Below are 26,998 nucleotides of genomic sequence, written 5' to 3'. Positions count from 1 at the left end.
TGAGGGCCGCCATGCCGCGCATCACCTCGGTAGAGGTTGTCGATGTCCGTTTCCCGACGTCGCTGACCCAGGACGGGTCGGACGCGATGAACAAGGACGGCGACTACTCGGCGGCGTACGTCGTTGTGCACACCGACGACCCGGCGCTGTCCGGGTACGGGTTCACGTTCACGATCGGGCGCGGCAACGACCTCTGCGTGGCCGCGGCCGAACAACGTGCGGCAGCGCTGACCGGGCGGAGCGTCGACGAACTCTGCGCCGACCTCGGCGGGATCTATCGCGAGTTGCAGTCGGACAGCCAGTTGCGCTGGCTCGGCCCGGACAAGGGCGTCATCCACCTCGCGCTCGCCGCGGTGATGAACGCGGTCTGGGATCTCGCCGCGCGCCGGGCCGGCGTACCGCTGTGGCGGCTGCTGTCGGAGATGTCCCCCGAAGAACTCGTGGCGGCTGCCGACCTCCGGTACCTGTCCGACGTCCTGACACCGGCCCAGGCGGTCGCTCTGCTGGCGGGCAAGGAAGAGGGCCGCAAGCAACGGATCGCCGAGCTCGAGGCCACCGGCTACCCGTGCTACACGACGTCGGCCGGCTGGCTCGGGTACTCCGACGCCAAGCTGCGCAGGCTCTGCGAGGAAGCCGTTGCCTCCGGCTACAAATATGTGAAGCTCAAGGTCGGCGCGAACCTGGCCGACGACATCCGGCGCTGCGGGATCGCCCGTGAGGTGCTCGGGCCGGACGGTCACCTGATGATCGACGCGAACCAGGTGTGGGACGTCCCGGAGGCGATCGAGTGGGTGCAGGCATTGGCCGGGTTCGACCCGCTGTGGATCGAGGAACCGACCAGCCCCGACGACATCCTCGGTCACGCCGCGATCCGCAAGGCCGTCGCGCCCATCGGCGTCGCGACCGGCGAGCACGGCATGAACCGGGTGCTGTTCAAGCAGCTGTTCCAGGCCGGCGCGATCGACTACTGCCAGCTCGACGCGGCCCGCCTCGGCAGCGTGAACGAGGTGCTCGCGGTCTACCTTCTCGCGGCCTGCTTCGACGTGCCGGTCTGCCCGCATGCCGGCGGCGTCGGTCTGTGCGAGCTCGTCCAGCACCTCGCGATCTTCGACTACGTCGCCGTGTCGGGCAGCCTCGACGGTCGCGTCACCGAGTACGTGGACCATCTGCACGAGCATTTCGTCGAGCCGTGCGTGGTGCGAAACGGCTCGTACATGCTCCCGGTGGCGCCCGGTTACAGTGCCGAGATGCACAAGGAGTCAGTCGAGACGTACCGGTTCCCGGACGGCGCCTACTGGACGTCGCGCACGGATACGGATCCACTGCCGTGACGCCGGGCAAGCTGGCCGAGCAGCCCCGTACGCCGGGCGTCTCGCAGACCGACGTCGTCGTCCAGGGCATCCGGCAGATGATCATCGACCGCCGGCTCCGGCCTGGCGACCGGCTCCCGATCGAGAAGGACCTGGCGGCCGCGCTCGGAGTGTCCAGGAACCCTCTCCGCGAAGGGGTCCGGGCGCTGTCCATGATGGGCGTTCTGGAGACCCGGCAGGGCGACGGAACCTACGTCACCAAGCTCGACCCGTCGATGCTGCTGGCGCCGATGGGCTTCGTGGTCGACCTGCAGGACGGCAGTGGAACGACCCACCTGCACTCGGTACGCCGCGTCCTCGAGACCGAAGCCGCCGCACTGGCGGCGCAGCGGGTCAGCGGTGCGGAGCTCGAAGCCGCGGCCGAACTGCTCAGCCACAACGAGGCGGAGCTGGCGCTCGACGAGCCCGACCACGAGACGGTCATCGAGAACGACATCGCGTTCCACCGCATCATCGCCGGCGCGTCCGGCAACCCGGTGCTGGCCGCGCTGATCGACGCGTTGGGCGGACGCACGATGCGGGACCGGCTGCGCCGATCGATCTCCCAGCCCGGCGCCGACGAGACCGCCCACCGCGAACACCTCTCGATCCTCGCCGCACTCACCGCCCACGATGCCGACCGGGCCCGCACCCGGATGTCCGCCCATCTGTTCACGGTCGAGGACTACCTCCTCGAGAGAGACGTCGTGAGCCCGACCACGGAATGAGACCGCGTGAACCTGTTGCGCTGGAGTACTCCTGAGCTGAGCCTGACCCTCGCCCTCGACGACGGGCCGGTGCGGCTGGTCGCCGTACGCGCCGCGACCGGCCCCGACGAGCCGGTGGCGGAGACGAGTCAGACGCTGGTCGAAGTCGCGGCTGTCGGGTCCGGGCGATCGCCGAGCAGTAACCGGCACGTCGAGACGGTGCTCGGTCAGCGGCTTCGGTACGTGCGCCACGAGGACAGCGGCGATACGTTGCGCATCGTCCAAGAAGACGGCGCGTTGCGCGTCACGAGCGTGTTCGAGGCGGGCGCCGGCGTCCGTGCCTGGTCGGAGGCATCGCTCAGCGGACCCGGATCGCTCGAGCTGACGTTCCTGTCCTCGCTGGCGGTCGGTCTCGCGTCGGTCGACGCCGAGTTGTACTCCGCGGCCAACAGCTGGATGGCCGAGAGCAGGTGGTCGGCCGAGACGCTGCGGCTCGGCGCGCTGGCCGGCATCGTCAGCGACGGCCATCGTCACGTCGCCAGGACACGGCACGCGGTGACGAACCTCGGGTCGTGGTCCACCGGCGAGCGGCTGCCGATCGGCGTGCTCGTCGACCGCGGTACGCCGTACGCGCTCGGCTGGCAGATAGAGCACAACGGGCCGTGGCACTACGAGATCGGCGAGAGCCAGAACGGCGGCTACCTGCTGCTGAGCGGCCCGACGGACCAGGAACACCAGTGGAGCGTGCAGCTCACCGAGGACACGCCGTTCACGTCCGTGCCGGTCTCACTCGTGGCCGGGACGGATCGCGACACCACGTTCGCCGCGCTCACCCGGCAGCGGCGCGCCGTCCGCCGGCGGCGCCCGGCCGACGACCGGATGCCGGTGATCTTCAACGACTACATGAACACCCTGCTCGGCGATCCGACCACCGAGAAGCTGCTGCCGCTGATCGACGCGGCCGCCGAGGCCGGCGCGGACTACTTCTGCATCGACGCCGGCTGGTACGCCGAGGGCGACTGGTGGAACACCGTCGGCGCCTGGCAGCCCTCGGCGTCCCGCTTCCCGAACGGGCTCGCCGAGGTGATCGACCGGATCCACACGCGCGGCATGGTGCCCGGTCTGTGGCTCGAGCCCGAGGTCATCGGTGTCAGGTCCCCGATCGCCGGCGAGCTGCCCGATGACGCGTTCCTCAGCCGCCGCGGCGTCCGGGTCGCCGAGTCCGGGCGCTACCTGCTCGACCTGCGCAACCCGGCCGCCCGCAAGCACCTCGACGACACCGTCGACCGGCTGGTCGCGGAGTTCGGCGTCGGCTTCTTCAAGTTCGACAACAACACCATGACCGGCCCCGGAACCGACAAGGGCGGCACGTCGCTCGGCCACGGACTGCTCGAACACCAGCGGGCCCTGCTGGACTGGCTCGACGGACTCCACACGCGTCATCCGGACCTGCTGATCGAGAACTGCGCCTCGGGTGCGATGCGGATGGACTACGCGATGCTGTCCCGCCTGCACCTGCAGTCGACCTCGGACCAGGAAGATCCGTTGCTCTACGCACCGATCACCGCGGCCGCGCCGGCCGCCGTACTCCCCGAGCAGGCCGGTCACTGGGCCTACCCGATCACCGGGACCACCCGCGAACAGTTCACGTTCGCACTCGTCAACGGCGTCCCGGGCCGTCTGTACCTGTCCGGCCACCTCAACCGGATGACGCCGACCGAGCTCGACCTGGTCCGGTCCGCTCTCGCGGCCCACCGAGACATCCTCAAGGATCTCGACACCCTGGAGCCGTCCTGGCCGCTCGGCCTTCCGAACTGGACCGACGAGTGGATCGCCCTGTCCCTCACCGGTCCGACCACGACGTACCTGACGCTGTGGCACCGCGGCCCGGGCCCGGCCACGATCAACCTCCCCCTCCGCCGCGCCACGATCACCCCCCACTTCCCCGCCGACGACACCGACTGGACCTACACCTGGGCGGCCGACGACGTACTCACCGTCACCACGCAGACCCCCGAGCCCTCCGCCCGCGTCCTGCGCGTGACCACCATCACCTGAGGCCGGTCCACTACTCCGGGAGGTCCGCCGCGGCACGGTCGGGCCCGAAGAGGGGTGAGCGGGAGCCGAACCAGGCGTCCAAAGCAGCGTCGTCGCCCACCGCGCCGAACGGCGCGGCGGTGCGTTCGATCATTCGGAGCAGGGCGCGCAGGCGCCTGCAGCATTCACACATCCGGTCTCCTCCCCGCCTGTTGTATCGGGCAACGAGACCTGAGCGTTTCAGAATCGGCTGGAGTAGCGGTACGCCGACGGAGAGTGTCCGGCGTGATTGCTGAAGACGCGGCTGAGGTAGAAGGCGCTGCGGTAGCCGCAGCGCTCGGCGATCGTCTGGAGGGTGTCGTCGGTCTCCACGAGGAGTTCGCGTGCCTTCTGGAGCCGGCGATCCCGCAGGAACGCGACCGGTGTGACGCCGAGCACAGCCTTGAACCGGCGGGAGAGCTGCGCCGGGCTGATCTCCAGGATCGCCGCCAGGTCGGCGAGCGACAGGTCCGGCGAGGTGAAGTGGTCGAGGAGGTACGTCGCGGCGCGCCCGACGAGCTCGTCGTCGAGACCGTCGCGCCGGGCGCGTCGCGTCATCAGGACGAGGTCGGTGACGACGTGCGCGGCGACGACCTCCGCGGGGGCGTCGGCCTGCTCCAGCATCGCGAGGTCCGCGCGCAGCCGGTCGAGATCCGGCACGCGGGTGCGGCCGGCGGGCGGCTCCAGGTCGGTCTCGAAGCGGGCGTGGAAGAACGACGTGGGCCGCAGCATCCGGCGTCGCAGCGTCGCTCCGGGCGGGCAGACGACGATGTCGCCGAATCGCGCCTCCCCCGCGGGACGGCCGGTGATCTCGAAGGCGAAGGCCCCGGTCCGCGGCAGCAGCAGGCACCAGGTGCGGTACGTGTCGAAGCTCAGGCTGAACTCGTCGCGTTGCGCCGCGAGCAGGTGACCATCCAGGACCAGCACGGCAAAAAAGTATATGGAGACGCTCGATCCCGCCATTTTCAAGCGTCTGAGCGACGCGCGACAGTACATGCCATGACGATGACAGCCGACATCTGTGTGTACGGAGGAACGCCCGCGGGCTGCGTCGCCGCGATGACGGCGTACGACGAGGGCGCCTCGGTGATCCTGATCGAGCCGGGCCGGCGGCTCGGCGGCATGCTCAGCGCCGGGATCAAGCCGCGCCAGGACTGCCCGATCCCGGCGGCCGTTGGCGGACTGACGCGCGACGCGGTCTTCGGTTTCGGCGACAACCCGCGCGACGTACTGCGCGCCTTCCACGACTGGATCGATTCCGCGGACATCACCGTCGTCTTCGAGCACCGAGTCCGCTCGGCCGAGCGTGATGGCAACCGGATCACCGCCATCCAGCTGGAGACGTCCCAGCCGGACCCGTGGGGCGTCCCGCTGCCGGCCGGCGAGTCGGTCCCGGACCTCGAGATCCGCGCGTCGGTCTTCGTCGACGCGTCGTACGAAGGCGACCTGATGGCGCGTGCCGGCGTCCCGTACCGGACCGGCCGCGAATCGCAGGACGACTTCCACGAGGACTTCGCGGGCGTCCGCCCGGTCACGAACTGGACCGCGATCGACCCGTACGTCGACGGTGAGCTGTTGCCGCTCCTCGACCAGGATCACGGCCTGCCGGTCGGCGCCCGCGACGACTACACCCAGGCGTACAACTTCCGCTTCTACGTCACCGCCGACCCGGCCCACCGCGCCGAGATCACCCCGCCCGCCGACTACTCCGCCGCCGATTACGAGCTCGTACGGCGGTATGTCGAGCACCTCGGGGACGATCTGGAGGCCCTGCGCGGGATCTTCCCGGGCTGGCTCAACTCGGGCGAGTACAACTACCAGCGCGCGTCGCTCGTCACGAACGCCCCGCTCGGTGCCAGCCGCGAGTACCAGGACGGCGACTGGGACACGCGGTCCCGGATCTGGCGCCGGCACATCGACTACCTGCGCGGGCTGCACCACTTCCTCTCGACCGATTCCTCCGTACCCGAGGCCTTCCGAAAGGAGACAGCCGCGTACGGGCTCGACAAGAGCATCTTCCCCGACACCGACGGCTGGCCGCCGCAGCTGTACGTACGAGTGGCCCGACGACTCGACGGCATCTACACCCTCACCCACGCCGACGTGGTCAACCGGACCGATCCCGAGGACAGCATCGGGCTAGCGCTGTTCGGCGTGGACGTCTATCCGGTACGGCGTATCGCACACCGCGACCCGGAGACCGGGCAGTGGGGTGTCGCCACCGAGGGCGACATGTTCATCGGCGGCCACCTCGGCACCGGGCGCCCGTACCCGGTCCCGTACCGCGCAATCACCCCGCGACAGGCCGACTGCGGGAACCTGCTGGTCCCGGTCTGCCTGTCCGCGACGCACATCGCGTACGCCGCGACGCGCATGGAGCCCGTCTTCTGCGTCCTCGCCGAGTCCGCCGCGGTCGCCGCCGTACAGGCGCTGCGCGACCGCACCGACGTACAGCAGATCGACGTACCCAAGCTGCTGACCCGAATTGCCGAACGCGGCCAGGTGACCAGCTGGGGGACGCATGCAGACGTCTGACGGGCCCGCGTTCGGGGTCAACTATGTGCCGCGCGAGCAGTGGTGGAACGCCTGGGTCGACTTCGACGAGGCGTCCATTGCCGACGACCTGAACGCGATCGCAGGGCTCGGTTGCGACCACGTGCGGATCCAGTGCCTGTGGCCGGTCTTCCAGCCGTTCCCCACCTCGGTCTCGGCGACGGCGCTCCGGCGGCTGTCGACGATGCTGGATCGCGCGTACGACGCGGGGCTGGACGTCTGGGTCACCGTTCTCAACGGATTCCTCAGCGGCTGGGTGTTCCGCCCGGCCTGGATGCACGACCGGAACGTCTTCACCGACCCGCTGGCGATCGCCGGCGCTTCGACGTTGCTCGAAGCCGTCGCCGACGTCGTCGCCCGGCACCCGGCCGGCGCCGGGATCGACATCGGCAACGAACCCAACATGCTGGTCGGCAGCGAACGCGAGCCGGCGACCGGTGCGGATCTCGACGAGTGGGCGCGCGCCATGATCGCCGCCGTCCGCTCGGCCGCGCCGGGCCTGCCCGTCGTCCTCGGCGCCGACCACCAGCCGTGGACGACCGGCAAGGCCGGCTTCAGCCGGACACTGCTCGCCGACGAACTCGATGTGACGACCGTGCACGCCTGGCCCTACTTCAGCGGTTTCCTCGGCCATTTCGGCGAACACGACGACAAGTCCTGGACGATCGGCGCCTACCTCGCGCAGGTGGCCGCCGCGCACCAGACGGCGCCGCGCCCGATCTGGGTCCAGGAGATCGGAGTCGCCCCTGAATGGGTGACCGAGGTCGCTGTCGAGGACGCCGCCGAGCGGCTGATCAGGCATGCGATGGCGGTGCCCGGCGTCGCCGGTCTGTCCTGGTGGGCGTCGCACGACATCCGGCCCGAGTACGCCGGCTTCAACTCGGTCGAGTACGAGCTCGGCCTGCTCGACGTCGGCAACCGGGTGAAGCCGGTCGGCCGCCGCTTCGCCGAGGTCGTCGCGGAGCTTCGGCGTGCTCCCGCACCAGAGCCCGCGGCCGAGACGGCCGGCCTGCCCGCCGGCGCGCCGGCTGACCTCGAGTTCGCGGACTGGTGGGCGAAGAGCTGGCTGGAAGGTCCGCCTCGGGTGATCCTGAACCGTTGACACCCGCCCGGTGCCGCAGCAAGGTGTGCGAAAGCGGTTTCGCAACCTCAAGGAGCCGGCATGAAACGCACCCTCGCCATCGTCCTCGGAGTCCTCCTTCTCTGTTTCGGCAGCATCACCCCCGCGCACGCCGCCGTACTCACCCTCACCCCCATCACCCTCGGCAACGTCTTCACCGACGGTCAGGCGGTGAAGATCGGTCTCGCCACCGACGCCTCGTCGGTCACCTGGTCGGCCGCCGACGTGAACGGCACCGTCGTGGCGACCGGCAGCCAGGCCGCGGCCGCCACGCTGCAGGTGTCCGTCACCACCCGCGGCTGGTACCAGCTGACCGTCCAGGCGGGGACGACGAGCGCGAAGACCACGTTCGCGATCCTCAGTCCCCTCAGTACGTCGGCGGTCGCCGGCCTCACGACCAACCGGATCGGCGACTTCGAGAACGCTGCCGAGGGCTGGACCTTCTACCCCGGCAGCGAATTCCCCGGCGCCACCGGCAGCTTCGCTCTGAGCACCGCGGACAACCACTCGGGCACGGCCTCCGGGAAGCTGTCCGCCGACTTCAGCGCCGGCGGCGCGTACGTCAGCGTCAGCCGTCCGCTTCCCTCGGTGAACGCCACCAGCGTCAGTTTCTGGGCCAAGTCGCCGAACCTGAGCTTCCTCACCTTCCGCCTGACCGACTCGACCGGTCAGGTCCACCAGCAGCGCCTGACAATGTCGGGCGCAAGTGCCTGGCAGCCGGTTGCCGTCACCCGGTTCGACGGCGGCAAGCAGTACGTGCATTTCGGCGGCGCCGACGACGGCGTCTGGCACGGCCCGGCCAAGGCGGTCGAGGTGGTGCTCGACAAGGGCGCGATCCCGGGCGCGACGAGCGGCAGCGTCACCCTCGACGACGTCACTCTCAACGCGCCGGCGGCGAAGCCGACCACGCCGCTCGGCAACTACGAGAGCGCGGCCGAAGGCTGGTCGTTCTACCCCGGCAGTGAGTTCCCGGGTGCCACCGGCAGCCTCACGTACGACACCGCCGGTCCGCAGTCGGGCGCTCAGTCCGCCAAGCTGTCCGCCGACTTCTCCGGCGGCGGGAACTACGTCGCTCTCCAGCGCACGTTCGTACCGATCGACCTGCAGTCGCTCAGCCTGTGGGTCAAGACCAGCCAGGTCTCGGCGATCGGGCTCCGACTCACCGACGCGACCGGCCAGGTCCATCAGCAGCGCCTCGCCCTGTCCGCGTCGACCGGGTGGCAGCAGCTCACCGTGACCCGGTTCGACGGCGGCACGGCGTACCTGCACTTCGGTGGCGCCGACGACGGCGTCTGGCACGGGCCGGCGAAGGCGATCACCCTGACGCTCGACAAGGCCCTGATCAGCGGCGGCGGTACGACGGCCGCACTCAACGTCGACGCCGTCACGACGACCACATCGCCCACGCTCCAAGGCGCGGGCGCGCATTTCAACTTCAGCTGGAGCCCCGACCTCGTACCGCTGATGACCCAGGCCGGGGCCCGCGGCGGCCGTGACGAGGCCAGCTGGACCGACGCCGAGAGGACGCCTGGCAGCTACTCCTTCCCGGCGAAGGTCACCACGTACCTGCAGTCGTGGCAGTCCAACGGTGTCGATCCGCTGGTCATCGCCGACTACGGCAATCCCCTGTACGACGACGTGGCCGGGAACGCGTTCGATGCGCCGTACACCGACGCCGGACGAGCCGCGTTCGCCAACTACGCGGACGCGCTCGCCACCCAGTACCCCCAGGTGAAGAACATCGCGGTCTGGAACGAGTGGGACATGAACGCGGCCGGGCCGTCGAACTACACGCCGGACAGCTACCTCGCGTTGCTCAAGGCCACTTACACGAAGCTGAAGGCGAACCACCCAGGTCTCACCGTGGTCGGCGGTGGCGACAACGACGTGAACCAGCAGGCCTGGTTCCAGACGTTCTGCCAGCTCGGCGGGCTCAGGTACCTCGACGTGGTCTCCATCCACCCGTACAACTTCCTGGGCGCCCCGGAGAGCCTCGGCGCGAAACTCGACCAGATCCGGGCCACGATCCGGCAGTACAACGGCGGCGTGGACAAGCCGATCTGGATCACCGAGGCCGGCTGGTACACCTCCGGCGGCCTGGCACCGGTCAGCGAACCCACACAGGCCATGTACCTGGCCCGCGAGATGCTCGACGTCCCCGGCCACGACATCGACCGGTACTACGCGTACGACTTCAAGAACGACGGCATCGACCCGGCCAACGAGCAGAACAACTACGGGATGGTGCACCACGAGAGCGACGCGCTCGGCAAGTACACCCCCAAGCCGTCGTACGTCGCCTACGCCACCGCGGCACGCCAGCTCCGCGGCGCGACGTTCCTCGGCAAGGAGAACCCGGGCAACGGGTTGATCGACCAGGTGTACGCGGCCAACGACGGTACGCCGTTGCGCGCGGTCTGGGCCGCGAGCGGCTCGAACACCACGGTGACCGTCAACGCGACGGGCCCGATCCAGGTCACCAGCCTGTACGGCTCGAGCACCACGGTGACCCCGAACGGCAACGGTCAGGTCACGGTGACGGTCGGTGTGTGGCCGACGTACGTGTCCGGATCGACAGTGACGTCGATTACTGCGCCGTAGCTGTAACACCTGCCCCTTCGGCAACGATGTGGTGGTTGCTGCCCAGCTCGCCGGCCCCCGGCCAGGCGAGCTGGGCCTTTTCAGCGCGAGCTCGAGTTGTTCGAGACATTCCCGAAGGGCAAGATTCCATGAAACTGCAGCGCCTTGCGCTCGCACTGGCCGGCGCCGGGCTGATCGCCTCGGCCGCCGCCTCAGCTCCGGCCGCCGCCACCGGTCAGGCTGACCCGAAGCCGCGCTTCTTCAGCAAGTCCGGTTTGGCCAAGACCATGTCGTCCTCGGCTACCAGCGAGGCCTGCGGCACCTCAGTCGGCGTGCCCACCGCGGCGGGCACCATGCAGGAGATCGACGTGACGGCCGGCAAGCCGCCGACGTCCTTCTCCTGGGACTCGTTCAAGTACGTGGGTAGCCGCGCCGACGCGACGTGGTACGCGGCGTTCAACTCCACGGGCACGCAGTTCTACTTCTACGGCCTGCTGTTGCAGGGCGGGAACCTGTACCGGCACACGACGTACCTGCCGGCGGATGAGACCAAGCCGTGGGTGCCCACGTTCAAGAAGGTCGGACCGGGCTGGACCACGTTCAAGTCCATCGCCACGTCGAACTACAGCGTCGCCGCGCCGCGGCACGCGTACCTGTACGGCCTGAACACCAACGGCAGCCTGTACCGGTACCAGATGGTCGGCACCAGCTTCCGGGGCCTCGGCCCGATCCCGGGCTTCCGCGGCTTCAAGGCGATGACCGTGCTCAGCGAGACCGCGACGTACGACACGCTGCTGATGACGACCACGGCCGGCGCGCTGTGGACCGCCCACATCCCGGTCGCGGCCGGCGCCAAGCCCGTCATGAAGCTGATCCGCTCCAGCGGCTTCGCGGCGTACGAGTCGATCGTCGTCGAGGGCTGCGGCACCCGCGGCGGCTCGCTCGTCACCGGCGTGGACCACGACACCCAGTCCGGCTACCTGTACGCGATGAGCAAGGCCAACGGCTCCGCGACCGCGCTCACGTCGTACGGCAAGATCCCGGGCGTCTTCAACGGCGTCAGCCACGTCCTGCTCACCACGCACTACGACCAGCTGGTCGGCGAGTAATCTCCCGGAACACCCAAGAAGGGGCGCCGCGCAACCGCGCGGCGCCCCTTCGCCCGTTCAGGCGGACTTGTGTCGGGCGCCGCCTTCGAGGTGGATCGTCTCGCCGGAGACGAAGCCGGCGCGGAGCAGCCACATCACCGCGTCGACCACGTCGTCGATCTCGCCGTGCCGGCCGACGAGCGTCCCGGCCGCGCTCTTGCCGAGGAGCCCGGCTTTCGCGTCGGCGAGCCGGTCCCAGGCGCCGGAGTCGATCACGCCGGGCGAGATCGCGTTGACCCGCACCGGGGCGAGGTCCGCGGCGAGGTGGCGGGCGAGGTACTCGACCGCGCCGTTCGTCACGCCCTTGACCAGCGAGCCCGGCCCCGGTCGCCACGCGACGACGCCGGAGAACAGCACGATCGACCCGGCGGGCCGCAGCACCGGCGCGAAGTGCTTGGCGACCAGCATCGGCCCGATCACCTTCGCGGTGACCGCCTCGACCAGCTTGGCGTGATCCAGCTCGGCCGCGCGGACGTCGTGCGGCGCCGAGCCGGTGGTCACGATGTGGTCGACCCCGTCCGCGAGCCGGTCGGCCGCCGCCGCGATCGACGCCTCGTCCTGCAGGTCGATCCGTACGGCGGTCCCGCCGATCTCGTCCGCGACCACCCCCGCCGCCGCCACGTCGCGCGCCCCGACCACGACCTCGTACCCGTCCTTCGCCGCCCGCCGCGCGACCGCCGCCCCGAGCGCGCGGGCGCCGCCGATGACCAGGATCCGCTCCATGTTCGTCACTCCCTCTCGTAGGATCGGGTGCAACGGTATGGATTTGATACCGGTATCTTCAACGGAACTGGAGTCCCGCATGGGCAAGGCGTACAACGTGATGGCGGCGACCTGCCCGAGCCGCACCGTGCTGCACCGGATCGGCGCCCGGTGGACCGTGTTCGTCGTGAACGCCCTCGCCGACGGACCGCGCCGCTTCACCGAACTGAAGGCCCATATCCAGGGCATCACCCCGAAGGTCCTGACCGAGACGCTGCGCTCGCTCGAGGCCGACGGGCTGATCAGCCGGCACGAGTACGACGAGAACCCGCCGCACGTCCAGTACGAGCTGACTCCGCTGGGGCGGTCCCTCCTCGTCCCGCTCCGCGCCGTACGGCTCTGGGCCGAGCAACACGTCCCCGACATCGAGGCCGCCCGCGCCCGGCACGGTTCATGACGGCACACTGACACGAGTGCGGCACGAGTGGGTACCGGGTGGGCGAGGTGATTGCGATGTACGACGTGTTGGTGCTGGTCGAGGAAGAGATCAGCGTGGCCGACGCCAAGGAACTGGTGCAGCTGTACGCCGGTCGCGCGGACGCGGTGAAGTTCCACGTGCTGGTTCCGTGTGAGAACGCGAGAGCGCAGGTCGAGGCGTCACTGACCGGGCTCGCCGGGTCGGACCTGTTCGGGATGCCCAGTCAGCGGTACGCGTTCCGGCCGGACGAGGACGTGCGGAGGGCGGCGGACGACGCGCAGCGAGCGGTCGACGCCGAGGCGGCCGCGGCACTCGAGCGCAGCGTCGGGCGGCTGCGGTCCTTCGACCGGGACGCGGACGGCCTGATCACGCATCGGCACCCGGTCGACGAGCTCGTCGACCACATTCCGCGCGTGCACGGGCAGGAGGTCGTCGTCCTCACCCGCCCGCACGTCATCGCCGAACTCCTGCACGTCGACTGGTCGGCCCAGGCGCGCCGCCACCTCGGGGTACCGGTCCTGCACCTGCTCGAACAGCAGCCTACGGAGTGACCATGATCTGCGCGGCGTTCGCCTTCAGGGAGGCGTTCGCCCAGCGCAGCTGACGCAGGGTCTGCGGATGGCAGGACTTGGTCAGTTCCAGGAGCTCGTCGTCCTTGAGCGCCTGGGCGGTCTGGGCGAGGATCTCCCAATCGAGCGAGACACCGGCGGCCTGGCGGTGGATCTCGCGCAGATCCCTCAGCAGCACGAGCGCCGCGTCATGCTGCCCGCCGAGGAACTCCGCGCCCAGGTGGCGTGCGGCCGCCAGCAGACCGGCCTCCTCGTGCGGCTCCGCGTCCAGCCCGACGCCGTAGTTCTCCCCGTGTTTCGCCAGCGCGCGGACGTGGTCCTGGGACCAGCGGGCGAGGTCCCGGCCGAGGTAGAAGATGTCGTGGTCCGCCTTGTGCCGGCTGGAGGCGCGCAACAGCTCCGCCGCCAGATCGTTCTCGGCACGATGCAGCTCGCGAAGCGCCAGGCCTACCTTGTTCGCCATCGGCTGCCTTCCTCCGCGGCCAGGTCCTCCACCACCGCAGCGGCGTCACCGCCGCGGGTCGGCGGCACCCGGCCGCCGACCGGCTTGGACGCCGTCGTGGTCGGCGCCGGGGCCGGTGTGTCACCGACGGCGATCCGTTCGGCCCGGGCCGCCGCGCATTTGAACAACGGTTGCTTCGAGCACGGATCCCAGTCGGTGACCGTCAGCTCGTTCGCCGCCCGCCCGGGCTGTCCCTGCGCCACGTCCCAGTACCCGTAGTGGAACGGCAGGAACAACGTCCCCTGCCGGATACCGCTGATCCGCAGCTTCGCCTCCACCCGGCCCCGCGACGTGGAGATCCGCAGCAGATCGCCCTCGCTCCAGCCGTGCAGATCGGCGTCGTACGCCGACAGCTCGACCCAGACGTCCGGCGCCGCGTCCTGCAGCTGCCGAACCCGTCCCGTCTTGGTCCGGGTGTGGAAGTGGTACAGCGTCCGTCCGGTGGTCAGCAGGTACGGGTACTCCGGCGTCGTCGGCTCGTGCGCAGGCAGGTACTCCGCGGCCTTCAGCACGGCCTTCCCGGACGGATTCATCGCCTTGTACTCGACCGGATCCAGCGGCGCGCCCGTCAGCAGATCCTTGCCGAAGCTCTCGCAGTACGACGGGGAGCTCCAGAACTCGCCGTCCACGTAAATGCGCTCGGTCCCGTCCGGATGCTCGTCGTTGCACGGCCACTGGATCCCGCTCCCGCCCCGCAGCTTCGCGTAGCTCAGGCCGCTGTAGTCGCACGGACGTCCCGCGCTGCACACCTTCCACGCCTCGAACGCGCCCTCGGCGTCCGACCACTTCACCAGCGGCTGCCCGTCCTTGTCCTTCAGCTCGAGCCGCCGCGCGTAGTCGATGAAGATGTCGAGGTCGGCGCGCGCCGTCCCCGGCGGCTCCACCGCCTGCTCCGACAGGTGCACCGTCCGGTCGGCGTTCGTGAACGTCCCCGTCTTCTCGCCCCAGGTCGCGGCCGGCAACACCACGTCGGCCAGCTGCGCGGTCTCGGACAGGAAGATGTCCTGGACGACGAGGAACAGGCGTTCCTGGGTGAGAATGTCGCGGATCCGGCGCAGCTCGGGCAGCGACACCGCCGGGTTCGTCCCGCTGACGTAGAGGAACCGGATCGAGCCGTCCTCGACGTACCGCAGCATCTGCATCAGATGCGTCGGCTCGGAGTAGTGCGGGATCTGCTGCGGCTCGACGTTCCAGACTGTCGCGAGGTCGGCCACCTGTTCGTCGTTCGCCCAGTTCCGGAAGCCCGGTAGGTCGCCGTCCGCGCCGCACTCCCTGGTGTTCTCGGCCGTCGGCTGCCCGTTCATCTGCAGGATCCCGCAGCCCGGGCGGCCGAGCATCCCGCGGATCAGGTTCACGTTGTTGACCTGGACGGCGGCCGCGGTCGCCTGGTGGGACTGGTAGAACCCTTGCAGCACGGTCGACAGCAGCCGCTCCGCCGTCCCGAGCAGACGTGCCGCGTCCCGGATGTCGCCGGGCGCGACGTCGCAGATCGCGGCGGCCCACTCCGGGTCGCAGTCCGCGACCTGCTTCTCGAGCTCGTCGTACCCGACGGTGTGCCGGTCGACGTACTCACGGTCGATCCAGTCGTTGGCGATGATCTCGTGCAGGAGCGCGTTCATCAGCGCCACGTTGGTCCCGGGTCGCGGCGCCAGGTGGATCGTCGCGGCGGCGGCCACCGGCGTACGGCGCGGATCCACGCAGAGCACCCGCGGCGGGTTCGGGCCGGCGAGCCGGTCGAGGATCCGGGTCCACAACACCGTCTGGGTCTCGGCCATGTTGTGCCCGTAGAGCGCGATGACGTCGGCGTGATCGACGTCGGTGTACGAGCCGGGCTGACCGTCGCACGCGAACGACTCCTTCAGCGCGGCCGCCGCGGTCGCCGTACACAGCCTGGTGTTGCCGTCCAGGTGGTTCGTGCCGATGCCGCCGTGGCCGATCAGCGCGAGGGTGTAGTACTCCTCCATGAACAGCTGGCCCGTGGTGTAGAACCCGATCGAACTTGGGCCGCGCTCGGCGAGCAACTCCTGCGTGCGGCCGGCGACCGCTGTCATCGCGGTGTCCCAGTCGGTCCCCACGAGCTGTCCGTCGCGCCGGATCAGCGGCGTCCTGAGTCGATCGGGCGCATTGTTGGCCTGGTAGCCGAAGAGGTCCTTCGGACCCAGCCGACCGTGGTTCACGCGGTCGACGGCGCGGCCGCGGACGCCGACGATCCGGCCGTCCTTCACCGCGATGTCCAGCCCGTCGCCGTTCGAGTGCAGGATCGTTGCCGACTGCACCCACTCGTCGACGTCCGCCGGGCCCAGCCCGTCGTCCAGGCGCAGATCGACCCGCTGCGGCCAGTCCTCCCCCGGCCCGTACGGCGTCCGGGTCCCCCAGGGTTCGGCGATCCGGTCGATCCTTCCCATCTGGAGCCGGTGCCCGGCCCGACGGGCGGCAAACCGTGGGCGAGTCCGAGATTCGGCCGGCGCTCTTCGGGTACCCGGAGGGAGTCCTGGCCGCGGTACAACCATGCGCCGCACTTCGCCGGGACGGACACGGACAGGGCACCCGCAATGGCAACGAGTAGTCCAGTCACCGTTTCGTCGCGTCGCTCAGAATCCCGCCGGCTCGAGCAACTGCTGCGCGCCGCACACGCCGCGCGCGGACGACGACGCGCAGAGCTCCTCGACGAGGCCATCGTCGCCGGCCTCCCGCTGGCCCGGACGCTGGCCCGCCGCTTCCGCGGCCGCGGCGTGGACAACGACGATCTCGAGCAGGTCGCCGTCGAGCACCTGATCAGGGCCGCCCGCAACTATCGGCCGACCGACGACTCCGACTTCCGCTCGTACGCCCTGCCGACGATCCGGGGCGGGATCCGGCACCACTTCCGGGACAACGCGTGGGCGATCAGACTCCCGCGCCGTCTGCAGGAGATCCAGGCCCGGGTGAACAGTGTCCAGACCGCGCTGGCGGTCGACCTCGGGCACTGGCCGACGTACGCCGAGCTCGCGGAGGCAACCGGCGTCGACGTCACAGAGCTCCGCGCGGCCGAGCAGGCGCGGGGCTGTTTCCAGCCGACCTCACTGGACGCCGAGCGGGCTTCGGAGGGCAGCTGGAACCTCGGCGGGCAGCTCGCCGACCCGCGCAACACCTACGAACTGGTCGACCAGGTCCATTCGCTGTGGCCGGTGATCAACGAACTGCCCGAGCGCGATCGGCTGATCCTGCGCAGGCGTTTCGTCGACCACCTGACCCAGGCGGAGATCGGCGCCGAGATCGGCATCAGCCAGATGCAGGTCTCCCGGCGCCTGCAGACCATCATGGGCCGCCTCCAGTTGGCGCTGTCGGCTTAGCGGCCGACCGCCTTGGCGAGCTCGGCCTTGCTCATCGAGGAACGGCCCTTGATGTTCTTCTGCTTGGCCTCGTTGTAGAGCTGTTCCTTCGTGCGGCCCTTCGACCCGCTGTGCGACCGCAGACCGCCGCGGCGCCCGGAGGAGATGTCGTGGGTCGACGACCGGCTCTTCTCCTTCGCCTCACCGGCGCGGGCGCGTTCCTTGTTCACGGTGCGCGCCGCGATCTCCTCGGCGACGTCCTCGCTCCGGCCGCGCTCCTTCAGCCCCGCCTTGATGTGCTCGTACTGCCGTTCCCGCTTGCGATTCGATCCTGCCGGCATGTTCGTCACGCTCCTTCCGCCCCGGTCCGGTACCCGGAGCTCCGCCGGGCAAGCGGGCGCATGGAGTGCCGACGGGCGGGCACCCGCCCCGAATCTGAGGCTCAGCGGAGGGGTATGTCGGTGACGACCGCGTAGTGATCGGACGGCGGGCGGCCGTGGTCCTCGTCGAAGCCAACCAGGTGGGTTCCGCGAGAGGTCAGCCCGTCGTTGGCGAGGATGTAGTCGATGCGGTGGTCCTCGAGCCATTCGCCGTGCCCGAGGTACGGGTTGCGGGAGCTGTACGTCGCACCGTCGTACCCGTTCGGCTTCCAGCAGTCGTCGAGCACGGCCAGCAACGGCTTGAGCTCGGGTCGGTCGGGCGGCGCGTTCAGGTCTCCGGCCACGATCACTTCATCACCGCCCGCGCTGAGCTCGGACACCAACGCGGCCAGCGCCTCGGCCTGGGCCAGGCGCTCGCGTTCGTGGTTCTCTTCCCAGTCCAGGCAGCTCGTGACGAAATGCAGGCTCTGCGCGCCCAGGCGGATCTCCGCCCGCAGCGCGACGGTGCCCTCCGACAAGTTGTGCTGCTCGACCTCCCGCAACGGGAAGCGACTCAGGATGCCCAGTCCGAGATGGACGTCAGGGTCCGGGTCCCGCGGCATCCGGGACGGCGCGAAGGCCGGCGACATGCCCAGCTCGAAGCCCAGCTGGTGGATCTGAGACCGACCGTCGGCACGCCAGGTTTCCTGTAGTGCAACGAAATCCGGTCGTTGCGCCCGTACCGTCTCCGCGATCGCCCGCTGCCGGCGCAACCATCGGTCGCCGGACCGTCCCCAGACGTTCCACGTCATGAACCTCACGACTGTCTCACCCTTTCGTCCTCCCTCGCCGGTACCCGCGGATCCGGCCGCCACGCAGCGGTTTGCGCAGCCGTGCCGCCCGGGAACCGGGTCGGGGTAGAACCTTGGGAGGGGCTATGACTGTCGGTGGCGTCGACACCTATTACGACTACGACGAGCACCAGTGGAAGTTCCGTCGGCTCGGGGGCGGGCCGGTACGCCGGCACCCGGTCTGCCCGGTGCCACACCGGGAGCCGGAGACCGACAAGCGGCAGGTGGCCGGCCCGCGGGTCTCGCCCGAGTCCGGCGACGGCTGACACCCCCAGGCGGCCGGCCTCGCGCAAATGCTGGGAGCGTGCGGGGGGTGTGTGCTCAACCGGCGTGCGAAGTCGACCGCCCTCGCAGTCAGTCTCCCACCCTGCGGACACCTCGAACGGAACCGCCCGAAACCGTCCGCATTCCGGTGCTTGTCCAGGTTTGCCATCGGCTCAGCGGACCCCGCAACGGCGAGTACTCGTCGTAGCCGCGCACGTCGGCGGCGGAGTCGGCGCTCGGTCAGGCTTCTGATCGCTTCTCGGCCAGGAGTTTGAGGCGGTTCAGCGTCTCTGTGTTCCGCGGGTGCAGCGCCAGGTTCGCGACCGCCGTCGGCAGCAGCGAGATCGGTCCGCTGGTCGCCTGCTCGGTCATCACGACCCGACAGCCCGTCGGGGTCTCGGTGGCGCGGAACTCGACCTCACCGCGACCCGCCGGCCAGACCCGGACCTGCAGTTTCAGCCGCCGCGACGGCTCGTACTCCAAGGCCGTCGTCGTGTCGTCGATCACCAGCGGCCAGGCGCCCACCGAGTGGTGGATCCGCCCACCGGCTTCGGGCCACGGTGCATCGACGTCCCGGATCCGGGACGCGCCGACCACCCACGCGGCGTACGACCATCCGTCGGTCAGGATTGCGAACACGTCGTCGACGCTCGCGTCGATCAAGCACTCGTTCTCACTCACGCTGCACCCGGTACCCCGTCCGACACGTCGCCACGCTGTGCAACCAGGAGTGAGAGGCCCTGCCGAAGGGAACCTGAGCGCCATGAAAATCGGCGTACTGGACATCGGATCGACCACCGCGCAACTCCAGGTGACGGAGGCGGTACCGGGCGCGCCCCCGCTCCCCACCCATGCCTTCAAGCAGCGCATCCTGCTCGGCGAGGCACTGCAGCCGGACGGCACCATCGCGGAGGACGGTATCGACCGGGTGATCGACGGTGTCCGGACGGCGGCGACCGTCGCCCGTGACCTTCAGGTCGACCGGCTCTACGCGTTCGCCACCTCCGCGATCCGCGACGCCACGAACGCCGGCGACATCGCGGCCCGGCTCAGCACGGAGACCGGCATCCACCCGCGGTTCCTGAGCGGCGAGGACGAAGCGCGGTTGACCTACCTGGCGGTTCGCCGGTGGTACGGCTGGTCGGCGGGACGGCTGCTGGTACTGGACATCGGCGGCGGCTCGATGGAGATCGCGCTCGGCCGCGACGCCCAGCCCGACGTCGCGGTCTCGCTGCCGCTGGGCGCCGGCCGCCTCACCCGGACGTTTCTGCCGGACGACCCGCCGAGCGCCGATCAGCTCCACGAGCTGCGCCACCACGTACGCACCACCCTGCGCCAGGTCTCCGACCGCTTGCTGTGGGAGGGCGATCCGAAGCAGGTCATCGGCAGTTCGAAGACCTTCAAGCAGTTGGCCCGGCTGGCCGGTGCTCCGCCGCAGCGGCGCGGGCCGTTCGTGCGCCGGTCGCTGGCCCGCAAGGACGTACGCCGCTGGCTGCCGCGGCTGGCCGCCATGTCCAGCGCGGACCGGGCCGACCTGCGCGGAATCTCGCAGTACCGCGCCCGGCAAAGCCTCGCAGGCGCCGTGGTTGTGAACGCGACGATGACCACCCTCGACATCGAGGCCCTCGTCGTCTCGCCCTGGGCGCTGCGCGAAGGCATCCTGCTGCACCACCTCGAGACCGTCACGGACCAGGAGCATCCCTCGACGGTCGAGTCCCTGCAGCCGGCGACCGCCCTCGCCCCGGTCCCGACCGTGGTGACCACCATCAACCGCTGATTCCTAACCGCGGCGGTCCTGGTCGAGGACCTTGTTCACCGCGCGTTCCAGCTTGACCCGGATCTCCTCGTCGGAGAGGTCGTCGCCGACGCGGTCCACGGCGCCGGCGATCGTACGGCCGTGCTCGTACTGCTCGACGACGCGTGGATCGACGTACGACGCTCGCGCCACGGCCGGTGTGTTGCCGAGGTGCTCGGACACTTCCTCGAGCATGTCCTTCACCGCCGCGTTCAGCGCCTTCTTCGTCGCGGGCGGGTCGGCCTCGGCCAGATCGACCGCGGCGTGCACGGTCGCGGTCCAGGTCCGCAGGTCCTTCACAGTGAAGTCCTCACCGACCAGTTCACGGAACCGGTCGTTGATCATCCCGGCGTCGATCTCGTGGTACTCGCCGTCCTCGCGATACACCAGCAGCTGCTTCGCACCGTGCCGGGCGCGTTTCAGCGATCGCACCGCCGCGACCAGGTTGTCGTCGTCGAGCTCGAGCGTCCGCCGCTGCCCGCCCTTCGCGCGGAAGTCGAACACCAGCTTCCCGCGGCTGACCCGGACGTCGTCGCGCAGCAGCGTCGCCGCGCCCCGGCTGCCGTACTCCTCGGCGTACTCGGTGTTGCCCGTCCGGAAAACGCCGTAGTCGAGCATGCGCAACGCGACCGCCAGTACCCGCTGCCGCTGCAGGCCCTTCGCGCCGAGATCCTTGTCCACAGCCTCACGAAAGGCCGGCAGCTTGCGCGCCAACTGCCGGACCCTGTCGTGTTTGTCCGCGTCCTGCGCCGTCCGCCAGTCGTCGTGGTAGAGGTACTGCCGCCGCCCGGCCTCGTCGGTCCCGACGGCCTGGATGTGCCCGTTCGGAAAAGGGCAGATCCACACGTCCTCCCAGGCCGGCGGGATCGCCAGCGTCCGGATCCGTTCCACCACGTCCGTGTCGTCGATGACGTTGCCGTCCTCGTCCAGATAGCTGAATCCCCGACCCCGCCGCCGGCGACTGAACCCCGCTCCGTCCGGACGACTACGCCGCAACCGCACGATCAGCCCTCGGCCGACTGCTGGAGCTTGGCGCAGATCAGCTGCAGGTAGTCGGCCCCGGCGAACGAGGTCAGCGCGACCGCGTAGCCGCCGAGCGGTCGGTTGGCGCCTTGGCGATATTCGTCGGCCGTCTCACGGACCGATTCGGCCAGCTTCGTCATGATGGGATCACCTCGTGTCGTCGTGGACGCGTAGCCAGCGGTAGCCGTGGCCCGTGAGTCGGACTGTCGTGCCGGAGGCGGGCTCGTACTCGCCGTCGGCGAGCAGATCGGAGCGTGCGGCGTACGGGATGTCGACCTGGAGATCGCCGGGCGACAGGTTCGCGAGCATCAGGACCGGGTCGCCGGGGCGGTGGTGCACGACCCCGAAGACCGAGCGTTGCCGCAGCGACAATGCCTCGCAGCGGGCCGACGGGCAGTCGCCGAGGTCTCGCCGGGTGCGGGCCAGCTGTGCGACCTTGCTCAGCTGTGAGTCGGGCCGGAGTTCCTGGTCGGCGACGTTGACCCGGGAGTACCCGTACGGCCCCCGGTGGACAGCCGCGGGACGGACCGTGTCGGGCGGCGCCTTGCTGAAGCCGCCGTTCGGGTCCGCCGACCACTGCATCGGCGTCCGCACCGCCGACCGGTCCGGCAACGACAGGTCCTCGCCCATCCCGATCTCCTCGCCGTACCGGATGACCGGTGCCCCCGGCAACGACTGGACGATCGCGTGCGCCAGCACGGTCCGGCGGACGTCGCCGAGCATCGGAGCGAGCCGGCGACGGATCCCGCGCCCGAACACGCGCATCTCCGCGGCCGGCGCAAAGGCGGCCATCACCTCGTCGCGCTCGGACGGCGACAGCCGGTCCAGGTCCAGCTCGTCGTGGTTGCGCAGCCAGTTGACGTACGTGCACCCGTCCGGCGGCTTCGGTTGCGCACGTAACGCGCGGACCAGCGGCTCGGCGTCGCTGCGGGCGAGCGCGAGGAACAGCAGGTTGTTCGTCCAGAAGTCGAGTACGGCGTGCAGGCGGCTCGCGTCGCCGAAGTAGTCGTCGTACTCCTCCGGCGGGGCGTCCACCTCACCCATCAGCGGCGCACCGCCGGCCGCGTCGGCGAGCTCGGTCAGGAACCAGTAGCCGTTGTCACGCTCGTCGGTCAACGCCGCCTGGCGGACCATGTAGGGCACCGCATCGACCCGGAATCCGTCGACACCGCGATCCAGCCAGAAACGGATGATCCGGGCGATCTCTTCGCGCACAGCCGGACGGCCGACGTCCAGATCGGCCTGATGCCGGTAGAACGCGTGCCGGTAGAACATCCCGGCATGCTCGTCGTACGCCCAGATCGAATCCTCGACACCCGCAAAGACAGGCTCCAGGACGACGGGATCGTCGCGCGGCTCCGCTGCCCACACGTAGTAGTCGCGGTACGGCGAATTGGGGTCGTCCCGCGCCGCTCGGAACCACGGGTGCCGCACCGAGGTGTGCTGCATGACCAGCTCGACAAGCACCCGCAGATCGAGCTCGTGACACCGCTCGACGAGCTGCTCGAAGTCCGCCATGGTGCCGAACCGCGAGGAAACGCCGCAGTGATCCACGATGTCGTACCCGGCATCGAGGTACGGCGACACGTAGAATGGCTGCACCCAGATCGTGTCCGCCCCGACGGCCCGCACATGATCGAGTTTCCGGACGATCCCCTCGAGATCACCCACGCCGTCCCCGTCGGCGTCGAAGAACGTCGCCGGGTCCAGCTGATAGATCACCCGCCCGTCGAGTCGCATACCCCGCCGGTACCCGTCCACCATGCCCTGAACGCCCCGGTCACGGGTTCAGCAGGACCTTCACCATGTCGTCGGTCTTCTGCTGGAAGGACTTGTACGCCGCCGGGCCGTCCGAGAGGGGCAGGCGGTGGGACGCGAACGTGCCGCCGCGCCGGACGATGTCGATCGCCAGCAGCAGCGCGGCCATCTGGTCGACGCCGGCCTTCTGCATGACCTTGCGCTGGATCGCGTCCGGCAACAGACCCGCCGCCACATCGCCCGAGGAGAGAAGCGCCTCCACGCCGTACGCCGTCGCGCGTTCCAGCCGCTCGGGCACCAGGTCGACGCCGATCACCCGATGACCGCGGTGCATCGCGACCCGGCAGGCCATGTCGCCGATCGGTCCCAGCCCGAGCACGACGACCGTGCCGTCCGGCGGTATCCCGGCGTACTCGACCGCCTGCCAGGCCGTCGGAAGCACGTCGGACATGTAGACGAACCTGTCGTCCGGCGGCCCTTCGGGCACCTTGATCGGACCGTACTGCGCCTGCGGCACCCGCAGGTACTCCGCCTGCCCGCCCGGCACCTGCCCGTACAGGCCCACCTCGGCCCCGGTCTCCTCCACGATCCCGATCACCTCGTGACCGAGTACGTCGCCGACGTCCAGGAACGGGCCCATCACCTCGTACAGGTGCAGGTCCGAGCCGCAGATGCCGCTCGAGGTCACCTTCACGATCGCGTCGGTCGGTTCCTCGATCCGGGGATCCGGAACCTCGCCGTACCCAATTGACCGTTTTCCCTGCCAGGTCAGTGCTTTCCTGCCTGTCCGGTGCCACACCTGGCCGGCTCGAAAACGGACGCGTAGTGATTGCGAGAGCGGGCACTGGTTGTTCATGGCGCATATTTCGCAGGAACGAAGGGCGCCCCGTTCGGCTCGGGCGCCGCAGCTCAGATATGTACGCATGGTGGAGTGTGACGCCGACCGCCTCTGGAGCCTCATCACCCGGCCGGAGCTGCTCAGCGGCTGGCTCGGGCAGACGGTGCTGAGCGACACCCAGCACGGCGGCTTCACGATCGCGACGGGCGCGCATGTCCAGCACACCGGAATCGTGACGACGTGCGCGCCGCCGCACTACCTCCAGGCGGCCTTCAACAATCCGCCGCACCATCCGAGCACGGTGCTCGTGGACGTGGTGCCGGCCGGCGGGTACAGCCACCTGATCCTGACCCACGGCGGCATCCACCGGGGCATGCTGCACAGCTACGACGTCCTCTGGACCGAGGCCCTCGACCGCCTGAAACAGGTGGCCGAGGGCTGACGGCTCACGACTTGCCGGGCAGGAACTCCTGCACCTTGGACTTGAGCCCTTCCTTGATGACGGCGGCCCGGTCGCTGTCGCCGCGGACGATCGACTCCAGGGCCTTCTCCATCTGGTCCCAGGTGGCGTGCGGCGGGATCGGCGGCACCGCGGGGTCGGTCCGGAACTCGACCACGCACGGCCGGTCCGACCGCAGCGCCTCGTCCCAGGCGGGGCCGACCTCCTCGGGTTTCTCGGCCGTGATCCCGTGCAGGCCGAGCAGCTTCGCGTACCCGGCGTACGGGAACTCCGGCAACTCCTGGGACGGCAGGAACTGCGGCGATCCGCCCATCGCCCGCAGCTCCCAGGTCACCTGATTGAGGTCGTTGTTGTGCAGTACGGCGACCACGAGCCGCGGATCGGCCCATTCCTGCCAGTACTTCGCGATCGTGATCAGCTCGTTCAGCCCGTTCATCTGCATCGCGCCGTCGCCGACCAGCGCGTAGCACGGCCGGTCCGGCAGCCCGAACTTCGCGCCGATCACGTACGGCACGCCGGGCCCCATGGTCGCGAGCGTCCCGGACAGCGATCCGCGCATCGTCCCGCGGATCTTGACGTGCCGCGCGTACCAGTTCGCCGCCGACCCCGAGTCGGCCGCCAGGATCGCGTCGGAGGGCAGCCGTGCCGACAGCTCGTGGAACACCAGCTCCGGGTTGATCGGATCCGCCGACGTGTGCGCGCGCCGCTCCATCACCTCCCACCAGCGCGTGACGTTGCTCTCGATCCCCGACCGCCAGGACCGGTCCTCCTTGCGCCGTACCAGCGGAATCAGCGCCCGCAGTGTCCGGGCCGCGTCCCCGACCAGGTTCACCTCGAACGGGTACCGCATCCCGATCATCGTCGGATCGAGATCGATCTGGATCGCCCGCGCCTTCCCGAACTCCGGCAGGAACTGGCTGTACGGGAAGTTCGACCCGATCACCAGCAACGTGTCGCAGTCCGTCATCAGCTCGTACGACGGCCGTGTGCCGAGCAGCCCGATCGAACCGGTCACCCAGGGCAGCTCGTCGGACAGAACATCCTTGCCCAGCAGGGCTTTCGCGACACCGGCCCCGGTCAGCTCCGCGAGTTCCGTCACCTCCGCGGCCGCGCCGCGTGCGCCCTGGCCGACCAGGATCGCCACCCGGTCGCCGGCGTTCAGGATCTCCGCCGCCCGGTCGAGCTGCTCCGGGTCCGGGACGGCCGCGGACCAGCTCAGGTCCATGCTCGACGGGACCATCTTGAACGCGTGCGACGGCGCCGTGTACTCGAGCTCCTGCAGGTCCGACGGGATGATCAGCGCGGTCACCGTACGGCGCGCCGTGGCGATGCGGATCGCCCGGTCGAGGACGTTCGGCAACTGCTCGGCGACCATCACCGTCTCGCAGTACTCGGCCGCGACGTCCTTGAACAGCGTGTGCAGGTCGACCTCCTGCTGGTAGCTGCCGCCCATCGCGCTGCGTGCCGTCTGGCCCACGATCGCCACCACAGGGACGTGGTCGAGCTTCGCGTCGTACAACCCGTTCAGCAGGTGGATCGCGCCCGGGCCGCTGGTCGCCGTACACACGCCCACCCGGCCGGTGAACTTGGCGTACCCGACGGCCTCGAACGCGGCCATCTCCTCGTGCCGGGCCTGGATGAACCGTGGCTGGTTCTCCGCCTTCTGCCACGCCGAGAGCAGCCCGTTGATGCCGTCCCCGGCGTACCCGAAGACCTGCTCGACACCCCAGTCCCGCAGTCGCTGGAGTACGTAGTCGCCCACTGTCGTGCTCATGTCACCCCTCCTGACGGCACGTCCGCATCCGCCCGCCGGTACCCGGGCCACTTGCGGACAAACGGCTTTCAGCTCAGGAGGAGTGACCGTGCGTCATGCTCGGTGATCGTGAGTTCGTCGCGGCTGAGGACGGCCAAGGACGCCAGGTGGTCGGTGCGGGTCGCGAGGTCGTGCAGCTGGATGGTGGCGGTGATCTGGTCGCGGCCGGTCCAGGCGACGACGCGGGGCGGTTCGGTCGGGGCGGTCACGGTGATGAGGTTGAGGGGTTGCCGCAGGCCGTCCTCGGTGGCCTTGACGACGGCTTCCTTGCGCGTCCAGTACCTGATGAAATCCGCGGCCGACCGCACCTGACGCTCCTCGGACGGCGTGAGCACCAGCGGGGTCACAGCCGCCTCGACGGCGCGGACCTGCTCGACGTCCAGTCCGAGGGGCGCGACGGTGCCCACGGCAACCCCGATGAGATCGCCCGAGTGCGAGACCGACACCTGCCGGCCCGGCCACGGCCCCGCCACCCGAACCTTGCCGTGCGGCCGTCCACACTCAGGACACGTCCGGTCGAGCTGGATCTCGTCCGGGCGACAATCCATGTCAGCCGCCAGGACCGACCGCGTGACGGCCACGCCGATCTGGAAGCGGAGCCGATCGTCCGACAGCCGGTACTCGGCGGCGCGCGTCCGCTCCTCACCGGCGAGCAGGCGAGCCGTTGCCGCGTCGAGCGCGTCGTCCACCTGCGACAGCCGCACCCACCACACGCGGACGGTCGCCGGACTCATGCGCCTCA

The 26,998-nt window shown here is 69.8% G+C and carries 27 protein-coding genes; 13 read left to right on the top strand and 14 right to left on the bottom strand.

What is annotated here, in order from left to right:
- Positions 1-11: 11 nt before the first annotated feature.
- From AB0I12_RS36235 to AB0I12_RS36225, 3 genes are read left to right on the top strand one after another with little or no spacing between them, the layout of a single operon-like run.
- Positions 12-1,331: an L-fuconate dehydratase gene (locus AB0I12_RS36235; protein WP_359938873.1), complete on the top strand. Its 1,320-nt coding sequence runs from the start codon at positions 12-14 to the stop codon at positions 1,329-1,331.
- Positions 1,328-2,077: an FCD domain-containing protein gene (locus AB0I12_RS36230; RefSeq protein WP_359938870.1), complete on the top strand. Its 750-nt coding sequence runs from the start codon at positions 1,328-1,330 to the stop codon at positions 2,075-2,077. The genes AB0I12_RS36235 and AB0I12_RS36230 overlap by 4 nt, the downstream gene beginning before the upstream one ends.
- Positions 2,078-2,083: 6 nt before the next feature.
- A complete protein-coding gene (locus AB0I12_RS36225) occupies positions 2,084-4,114 on the top strand; it encodes a glycoside hydrolase family 36 protein (RefSeq protein ID WP_359938867.1) in 2,031 nt (676 codons plus the stop codon).
- 10 nt (positions 4,115-4,124) lie between these two features.
- Here the strand turns inward: AB0I12_RS36225 and AB0I12_RS36220 are convergent, their stop codons facing one another.
- Complete coding sequence (locus AB0I12_RS36220) at positions 4,125-4,247, bottom strand: hypothetical protein (protein ID WP_359938864.1); 123 nt, start codon at positions 4,245-4,247, stop codon at positions 4,125-4,127.
- A gap of 86 nt (positions 4,248-4,333) precedes the next feature.
- Entirely contained in the window at positions 4,334-5,059 is a 726-nt protein-coding gene (locus AB0I12_RS36215) for a helix-turn-helix transcriptional regulator (protein WP_359938861.1), read from the bottom strand.
- A 72-nt stretch (positions 5,060-5,131) separates the two neighbouring features.
- Here AB0I12_RS36215 and AB0I12_RS36210 point away from each other — a divergent pair, with 72 nt between their 5' ends.
- The 4 genes from AB0I12_RS36210 (at position 5,132) to AB0I12_RS36195 (ending at position 11,494) form a co-directional block, all read left to right on the top strand.
- On the top strand, positions 5,132-6,667 hold the full coding sequence (locus AB0I12_RS36210; RefSeq protein WP_359938858.1) for an FAD-dependent oxidoreductase: 1,536 nt from the start codon (positions 5,132-5,134) through the stop codon (positions 6,665-6,667).
- Entirely contained in the window at positions 6,654-7,787 is a 1,134-nt protein-coding gene (locus AB0I12_RS36205; RefSeq protein ID WP_359938856.1) for a hypothetical protein, read from the top strand. Before AB0I12_RS36210 ends, AB0I12_RS36205 begins: the two co-directional genes overlap by 14 nt.
- 60 nt (positions 7,788-7,847) lie before the next feature.
- The gene (locus AB0I12_RS36200; protein ID WP_359938853.1) at positions 7,848-10,406 is read left to right on the top strand and encodes a glycosyl hydrolase; all 2,559 of its coding nucleotides are present in this window, start codon (positions 7,848-7,850) and stop codon (positions 10,404-10,406) included.
- Positions 10,407-10,534: 128 nt separating this feature from the next.
- Entirely contained in the window at positions 10,535-11,494 is a 960-nt protein-coding gene (locus AB0I12_RS36195) for a hypothetical protein (protein ID WP_359938850.1), read from the top strand.
- Between the two features lie 57 nt (positions 11,495-11,551).
- Here the strand turns inward: AB0I12_RS36195 and AB0I12_RS36190 are convergent, their stop codons facing one another.
- A complete protein-coding gene (locus AB0I12_RS36190) occupies positions 11,552-12,256 on the bottom strand; it encodes an SDR family oxidoreductase (RefSeq protein ID WP_359938847.1) in 705 nt (234 codons plus the stop codon).
- A 37-nt stretch (positions 12,257-12,293) separates the two neighbouring features.
- On the opposite strand from AB0I12_RS36190, the gene AB0I12_RS36185 reads away from it, so the two are divergent.
- Positions 12,294-12,692, top strand: a complete 399-nt coding sequence (locus AB0I12_RS36185) for a helix-turn-helix domain-containing protein (RefSeq protein ID WP_359938845.1) — start codon at positions 12,294-12,296, stop codon at positions 12,690-12,692.
- Between the two features lie 56 nt (positions 12,693-12,748).
- Positions 12,749-13,264 carry a hypothetical protein gene (locus tag AB0I12_RS36180; RefSeq protein ID WP_359938843.1) on the top strand — a complete coding sequence of 172 codons (516 nt, stop codon included), beginning with the start codon at positions 12,749-12,751 and terminating at the stop codon, positions 13,262-13,264.
- On the opposite strand, the gene AB0I12_RS36175 is transcribed toward AB0I12_RS36180, so the two are convergent.
- Positions 13,254-13,745, bottom strand: coding sequence for a hypothetical protein (locus tag AB0I12_RS36175; RefSeq protein ID WP_359938840.1), 492 nt, complete (start codon positions 13,743-13,745; stop codon positions 13,254-13,256). The two genes, AB0I12_RS36180 and AB0I12_RS36175, sit on opposite strands and share 11 nt — an antisense overlap.
- Complete coding sequence (locus AB0I12_RS36170) at positions 13,730-16,189, bottom strand: nitrate reductase (RefSeq protein ID WP_359938837.1); 2,460 nt, start codon at positions 16,187-16,189, stop codon at positions 13,730-13,732. The genes AB0I12_RS36175 and AB0I12_RS36170 overlap by 16 nt, the downstream gene beginning before the upstream one ends.
- A gap of 147 nt (positions 16,190-16,336) precedes the next feature.
- Between AB0I12_RS36170 and AB0I12_RS36165 the strand changes: the two genes are divergently transcribed.
- Positions 16,337-17,116, top strand: coding sequence for a sigma-70 family RNA polymerase sigma factor (locus tag AB0I12_RS36165; RefSeq protein WP_359938834.1), 780 nt, complete (start codon positions 16,337-16,339; stop codon positions 17,114-17,116).
- On the opposite strand, the gene AB0I12_RS36160 is transcribed toward AB0I12_RS36165, so the two are convergent.
- Positions 17,113-17,436 (bottom strand): plasmid stabilization protein, encoded by a 324-nt coding sequence (locus AB0I12_RS36160; RefSeq protein WP_359938831.1) that lies wholly within the window; start codon positions 17,434-17,436, stop codon positions 17,113-17,115. The two genes, AB0I12_RS36165 and AB0I12_RS36160, sit on opposite strands and share 4 nt — an antisense overlap.
- A gap of 101 nt (positions 17,437-17,537) precedes the next feature.
- On the bottom strand, positions 17,538-18,266 hold the full coding sequence (locus AB0I12_RS36155; protein WP_359939334.1) for an endonuclease/exonuclease/phosphatase family protein: 729 nt from the start codon (positions 18,264-18,266) through the stop codon (positions 17,538-17,540).
- Positions 18,267-18,391: 125 nt separating this feature from the next.
- Here AB0I12_RS36155 and AB0I12_RS36150 point away from each other — a divergent pair, with 125 nt between their 5' ends.
- Positions 18,392-18,571: a hypothetical protein gene (locus AB0I12_RS36150; RefSeq protein WP_359938828.1), complete on the top strand. Its 180-nt coding sequence runs from the start codon at positions 18,392-18,394 to the stop codon at positions 18,569-18,571.
- A 238-nt stretch (positions 18,572-18,809) separates the two neighbouring features.
- On the opposite strand, the gene AB0I12_RS36145 is transcribed toward AB0I12_RS36150, so the two are convergent.
- The gene (locus AB0I12_RS36145; RefSeq protein ID WP_359938825.1) at positions 18,810-19,250 is read right to left on the bottom strand and encodes an SRPBCC family protein; all 441 of its coding nucleotides are present in this window, start codon (positions 19,248-19,250) and stop codon (positions 18,810-18,812) included.
- An 82-nt stretch (positions 19,251-19,332) separates the two neighbouring features.
- Between AB0I12_RS36145 and AB0I12_RS36140 the strand changes: the two genes are divergently transcribed.
- Positions 19,333-20,346, top strand: coding sequence for a Ppx/GppA phosphatase family protein (locus tag AB0I12_RS36140; protein WP_359938822.1), 1,014 nt, complete (start codon positions 19,333-19,335; stop codon positions 20,344-20,346).
- Between the two features lie 3 nt (positions 20,347-20,349).
- Here the strand turns inward: AB0I12_RS36140 and AB0I12_RS36135 are convergent, their stop codons facing one another.
- The 4 genes from AB0I12_RS36135 to AB0I12_RS36120 are packed head-to-tail and all read right to left on the bottom strand — an operon-like array spanning position 20,350 to position 23,839.
- Entirely contained in the window at positions 20,350-21,366 is a 1,017-nt protein-coding gene (locus tag AB0I12_RS36135; RefSeq protein WP_359938819.1) for a DNA topoisomerase IB, read from the bottom strand.
- 2 nt (positions 21,367-21,368) lie between these two features.
- On the bottom strand, positions 21,369-21,527 hold the full coding sequence (locus tag AB0I12_RS36130) for a hypothetical protein (protein ID WP_359938816.1): 159 nt from the start codon (positions 21,525-21,527) through the stop codon (positions 21,369-21,371).
- 7 nt (positions 21,528-21,534) lie between these two features.
- The gene (locus tag AB0I12_RS36125; RefSeq protein ID WP_359938813.1) at positions 21,535-23,127 is read right to left on the bottom strand and encodes an alpha-amylase family protein; all 1,593 of its coding nucleotides are present in this window, start codon (positions 23,125-23,127) and stop codon (positions 21,535-21,537) included.
- Positions 23,128-23,167: 40 nt separating this feature from the next.
- A complete protein-coding gene (locus tag AB0I12_RS36120; RefSeq protein WP_359938810.1) occupies positions 23,168-23,839 on the bottom strand; it encodes an alcohol dehydrogenase catalytic domain-containing protein in 672 nt (223 codons plus the stop codon).
- Between the two features lie 229 nt (positions 23,840-24,068).
- Here AB0I12_RS36120 and AB0I12_RS36115 point away from each other — a divergent pair, with 229 nt between their 5' ends.
- Positions 24,069-24,425: an SRPBCC domain-containing protein gene (locus tag AB0I12_RS36115; RefSeq protein WP_359938807.1), complete on the top strand. Its 357-nt coding sequence runs from the start codon at positions 24,069-24,071 to the stop codon at positions 24,423-24,425.
- 4 nt (positions 24,426-24,429) lie between these two features.
- Here the strand turns inward: AB0I12_RS36115 and AB0I12_RS36110 are convergent, their stop codons facing one another.
- Positions 24,430-26,217, bottom strand: coding sequence for a thiamine pyrophosphate-requiring protein (locus AB0I12_RS36110; protein ID WP_359938804.1), 1,788 nt, complete (start codon positions 26,215-26,217; stop codon positions 24,430-24,432).
- 68 nt (positions 26,218-26,285) lie between these two features.
- On the bottom strand, positions 26,286-26,990 hold the full coding sequence (locus tag AB0I12_RS36105; RefSeq protein ID WP_359938801.1) for a 4'-phosphopantetheinyl transferase superfamily protein: 705 nt from the start codon (positions 26,988-26,990) through the stop codon (positions 26,286-26,288).
- Positions 26,991-26,998 lie beyond the last annotated feature (8 nt).

This window comes from Kribbella sp. NPDC050459 (assembly GCF_040655315.1).
Lineage (GTDB): Bacteria > Actinomycetota > Actinomycetes > Propionibacteriales > Kribbellaceae > Kribbella.
This window is presented reverse-complemented; position numbering and strand designations above follow the sequence as displayed.

Coding starts and splice junctions, on each gene's coding strand:
- AB0I12_RS36185 (WP_359938845.1), top strand. CDS start 12,294: ATGGATTTGATACCGGTATCTTCAACGGAACTGGAGTCCCGCATGGGC.
- AB0I12_RS36205 (WP_359938856.1), top strand. CDS start 6,654: ATGCAGACGTCTGACGGGCCCGCGTTCGGGGTCAACTATGTGCCGCGC.
- AB0I12_RS36115 (WP_359938807.1), top strand. CDS start 24,069: ATGGTGGAGTGTGACGCCGACCGCCTCTGGAGCCTCATCACCCGGCCG.
- AB0I12_RS36175 (WP_359938840.1), bottom strand. CDS start 13,745: ATGGCGAACAAGGTAGGCCTGGCGCTTCGCGAGCTGCATCGTGCCGAG.
- AB0I12_RS36170 (WP_359938837.1), bottom strand. CDS start 16,189: ATGGGAAGGATCGACCGGATCGCCGAACCCTGGGGGACCCGGACGCCG.
- AB0I12_RS36105 (WP_359938801.1), bottom strand. CDS start 26,990: ATGAGTCCGGCGACCGTCCGCGTGTGGTGGGTGCGGCTGTCGCAGGTG.
- AB0I12_RS36160 (WP_359938831.1), bottom strand. CDS start 17,436: ATGCCGGCAGGATCGAATCGCAAGCGGGAACGGCAGTACGAGCACATC.
- AB0I12_RS36190 (WP_359938847.1), bottom strand. CDS start 12,256: ATGGAGCGGATCCTGGTCATCGGCGGCGCCCGCGCGCTCGGGGCGGCG.
- AB0I12_RS36150 (WP_359938828.1), top strand. CDS start 18,392: ATGACTGTCGGTGGCGTCGACACCTATTACGACTACGACGAGCACCAG.
- AB0I12_RS36195 (WP_359938850.1), top strand. CDS start 10,535: ATGAAACTGCAGCGCCTTGCGCTCGCACTGGCCGGCGCCGGGCTGATC.
- AB0I12_RS36140 (WP_359938822.1), top strand. CDS start 19,333: ATGAAAATCGGCGTACTGGACATCGGATCGACCACCGCGCAACTCCAG.
- AB0I12_RS36125 (WP_359938813.1), bottom strand. CDS start 23,127: ATGCGACTCGACGGGCGGGTGATCTATCAGCTGGACCCGGCGACGTTC.
- AB0I12_RS36110 (WP_359938804.1), bottom strand. CDS start 26,217: ATGAGCACGACAGTGGGCGACTACGTACTCCAGCGACTGCGGGACTGG.
- AB0I12_RS36235 (WP_359938873.1), top strand. CDS start 12: ATGCCGCGCATCACCTCGGTAGAGGTTGTCGATGTCCGTTTCCCGACG.
- AB0I12_RS36180 (WP_359938843.1), top strand. CDS start 12,749: ATGTACGACGTGTTGGTGCTGGTCGAGGAAGAGATCAGCGTGGCCGAC.
- AB0I12_RS36165 (WP_359938834.1), top strand. CDS start 16,337: ATGGCAACGAGTAGTCCAGTCACCGTTTCGTCGCGTCGCTCAGAATCC.
- AB0I12_RS36155 (WP_359939334.1), bottom strand. CDS start 18,266: ATGACGTGGAACGTCTGGGGACGGTCCGGCGACCGATGGTTGCGCCGG.
- AB0I12_RS36210 (WP_359938858.1), top strand. CDS start 5,132: ATGACGATGACAGCCGACATCTGTGTGTACGGAGGAACGCCCGCGGGC.
- AB0I12_RS36220 (WP_359938864.1), bottom strand. CDS start 4,247: ATGATCGAACGCACCGCCGCGCCGTTCGGCGCGGTGGGCGACGACGCT.
- AB0I12_RS36130 (WP_359938816.1), bottom strand. CDS start 21,527: ATGACGAAGCTGGCCGAATCGGTCCGTGAGACGGCCGACGAATATCGC.
- AB0I12_RS36200 (WP_359938853.1), top strand. CDS start 7,848: ATGAAACGCACCCTCGCCATCGTCCTCGGAGTCCTCCTTCTCTGTTTC.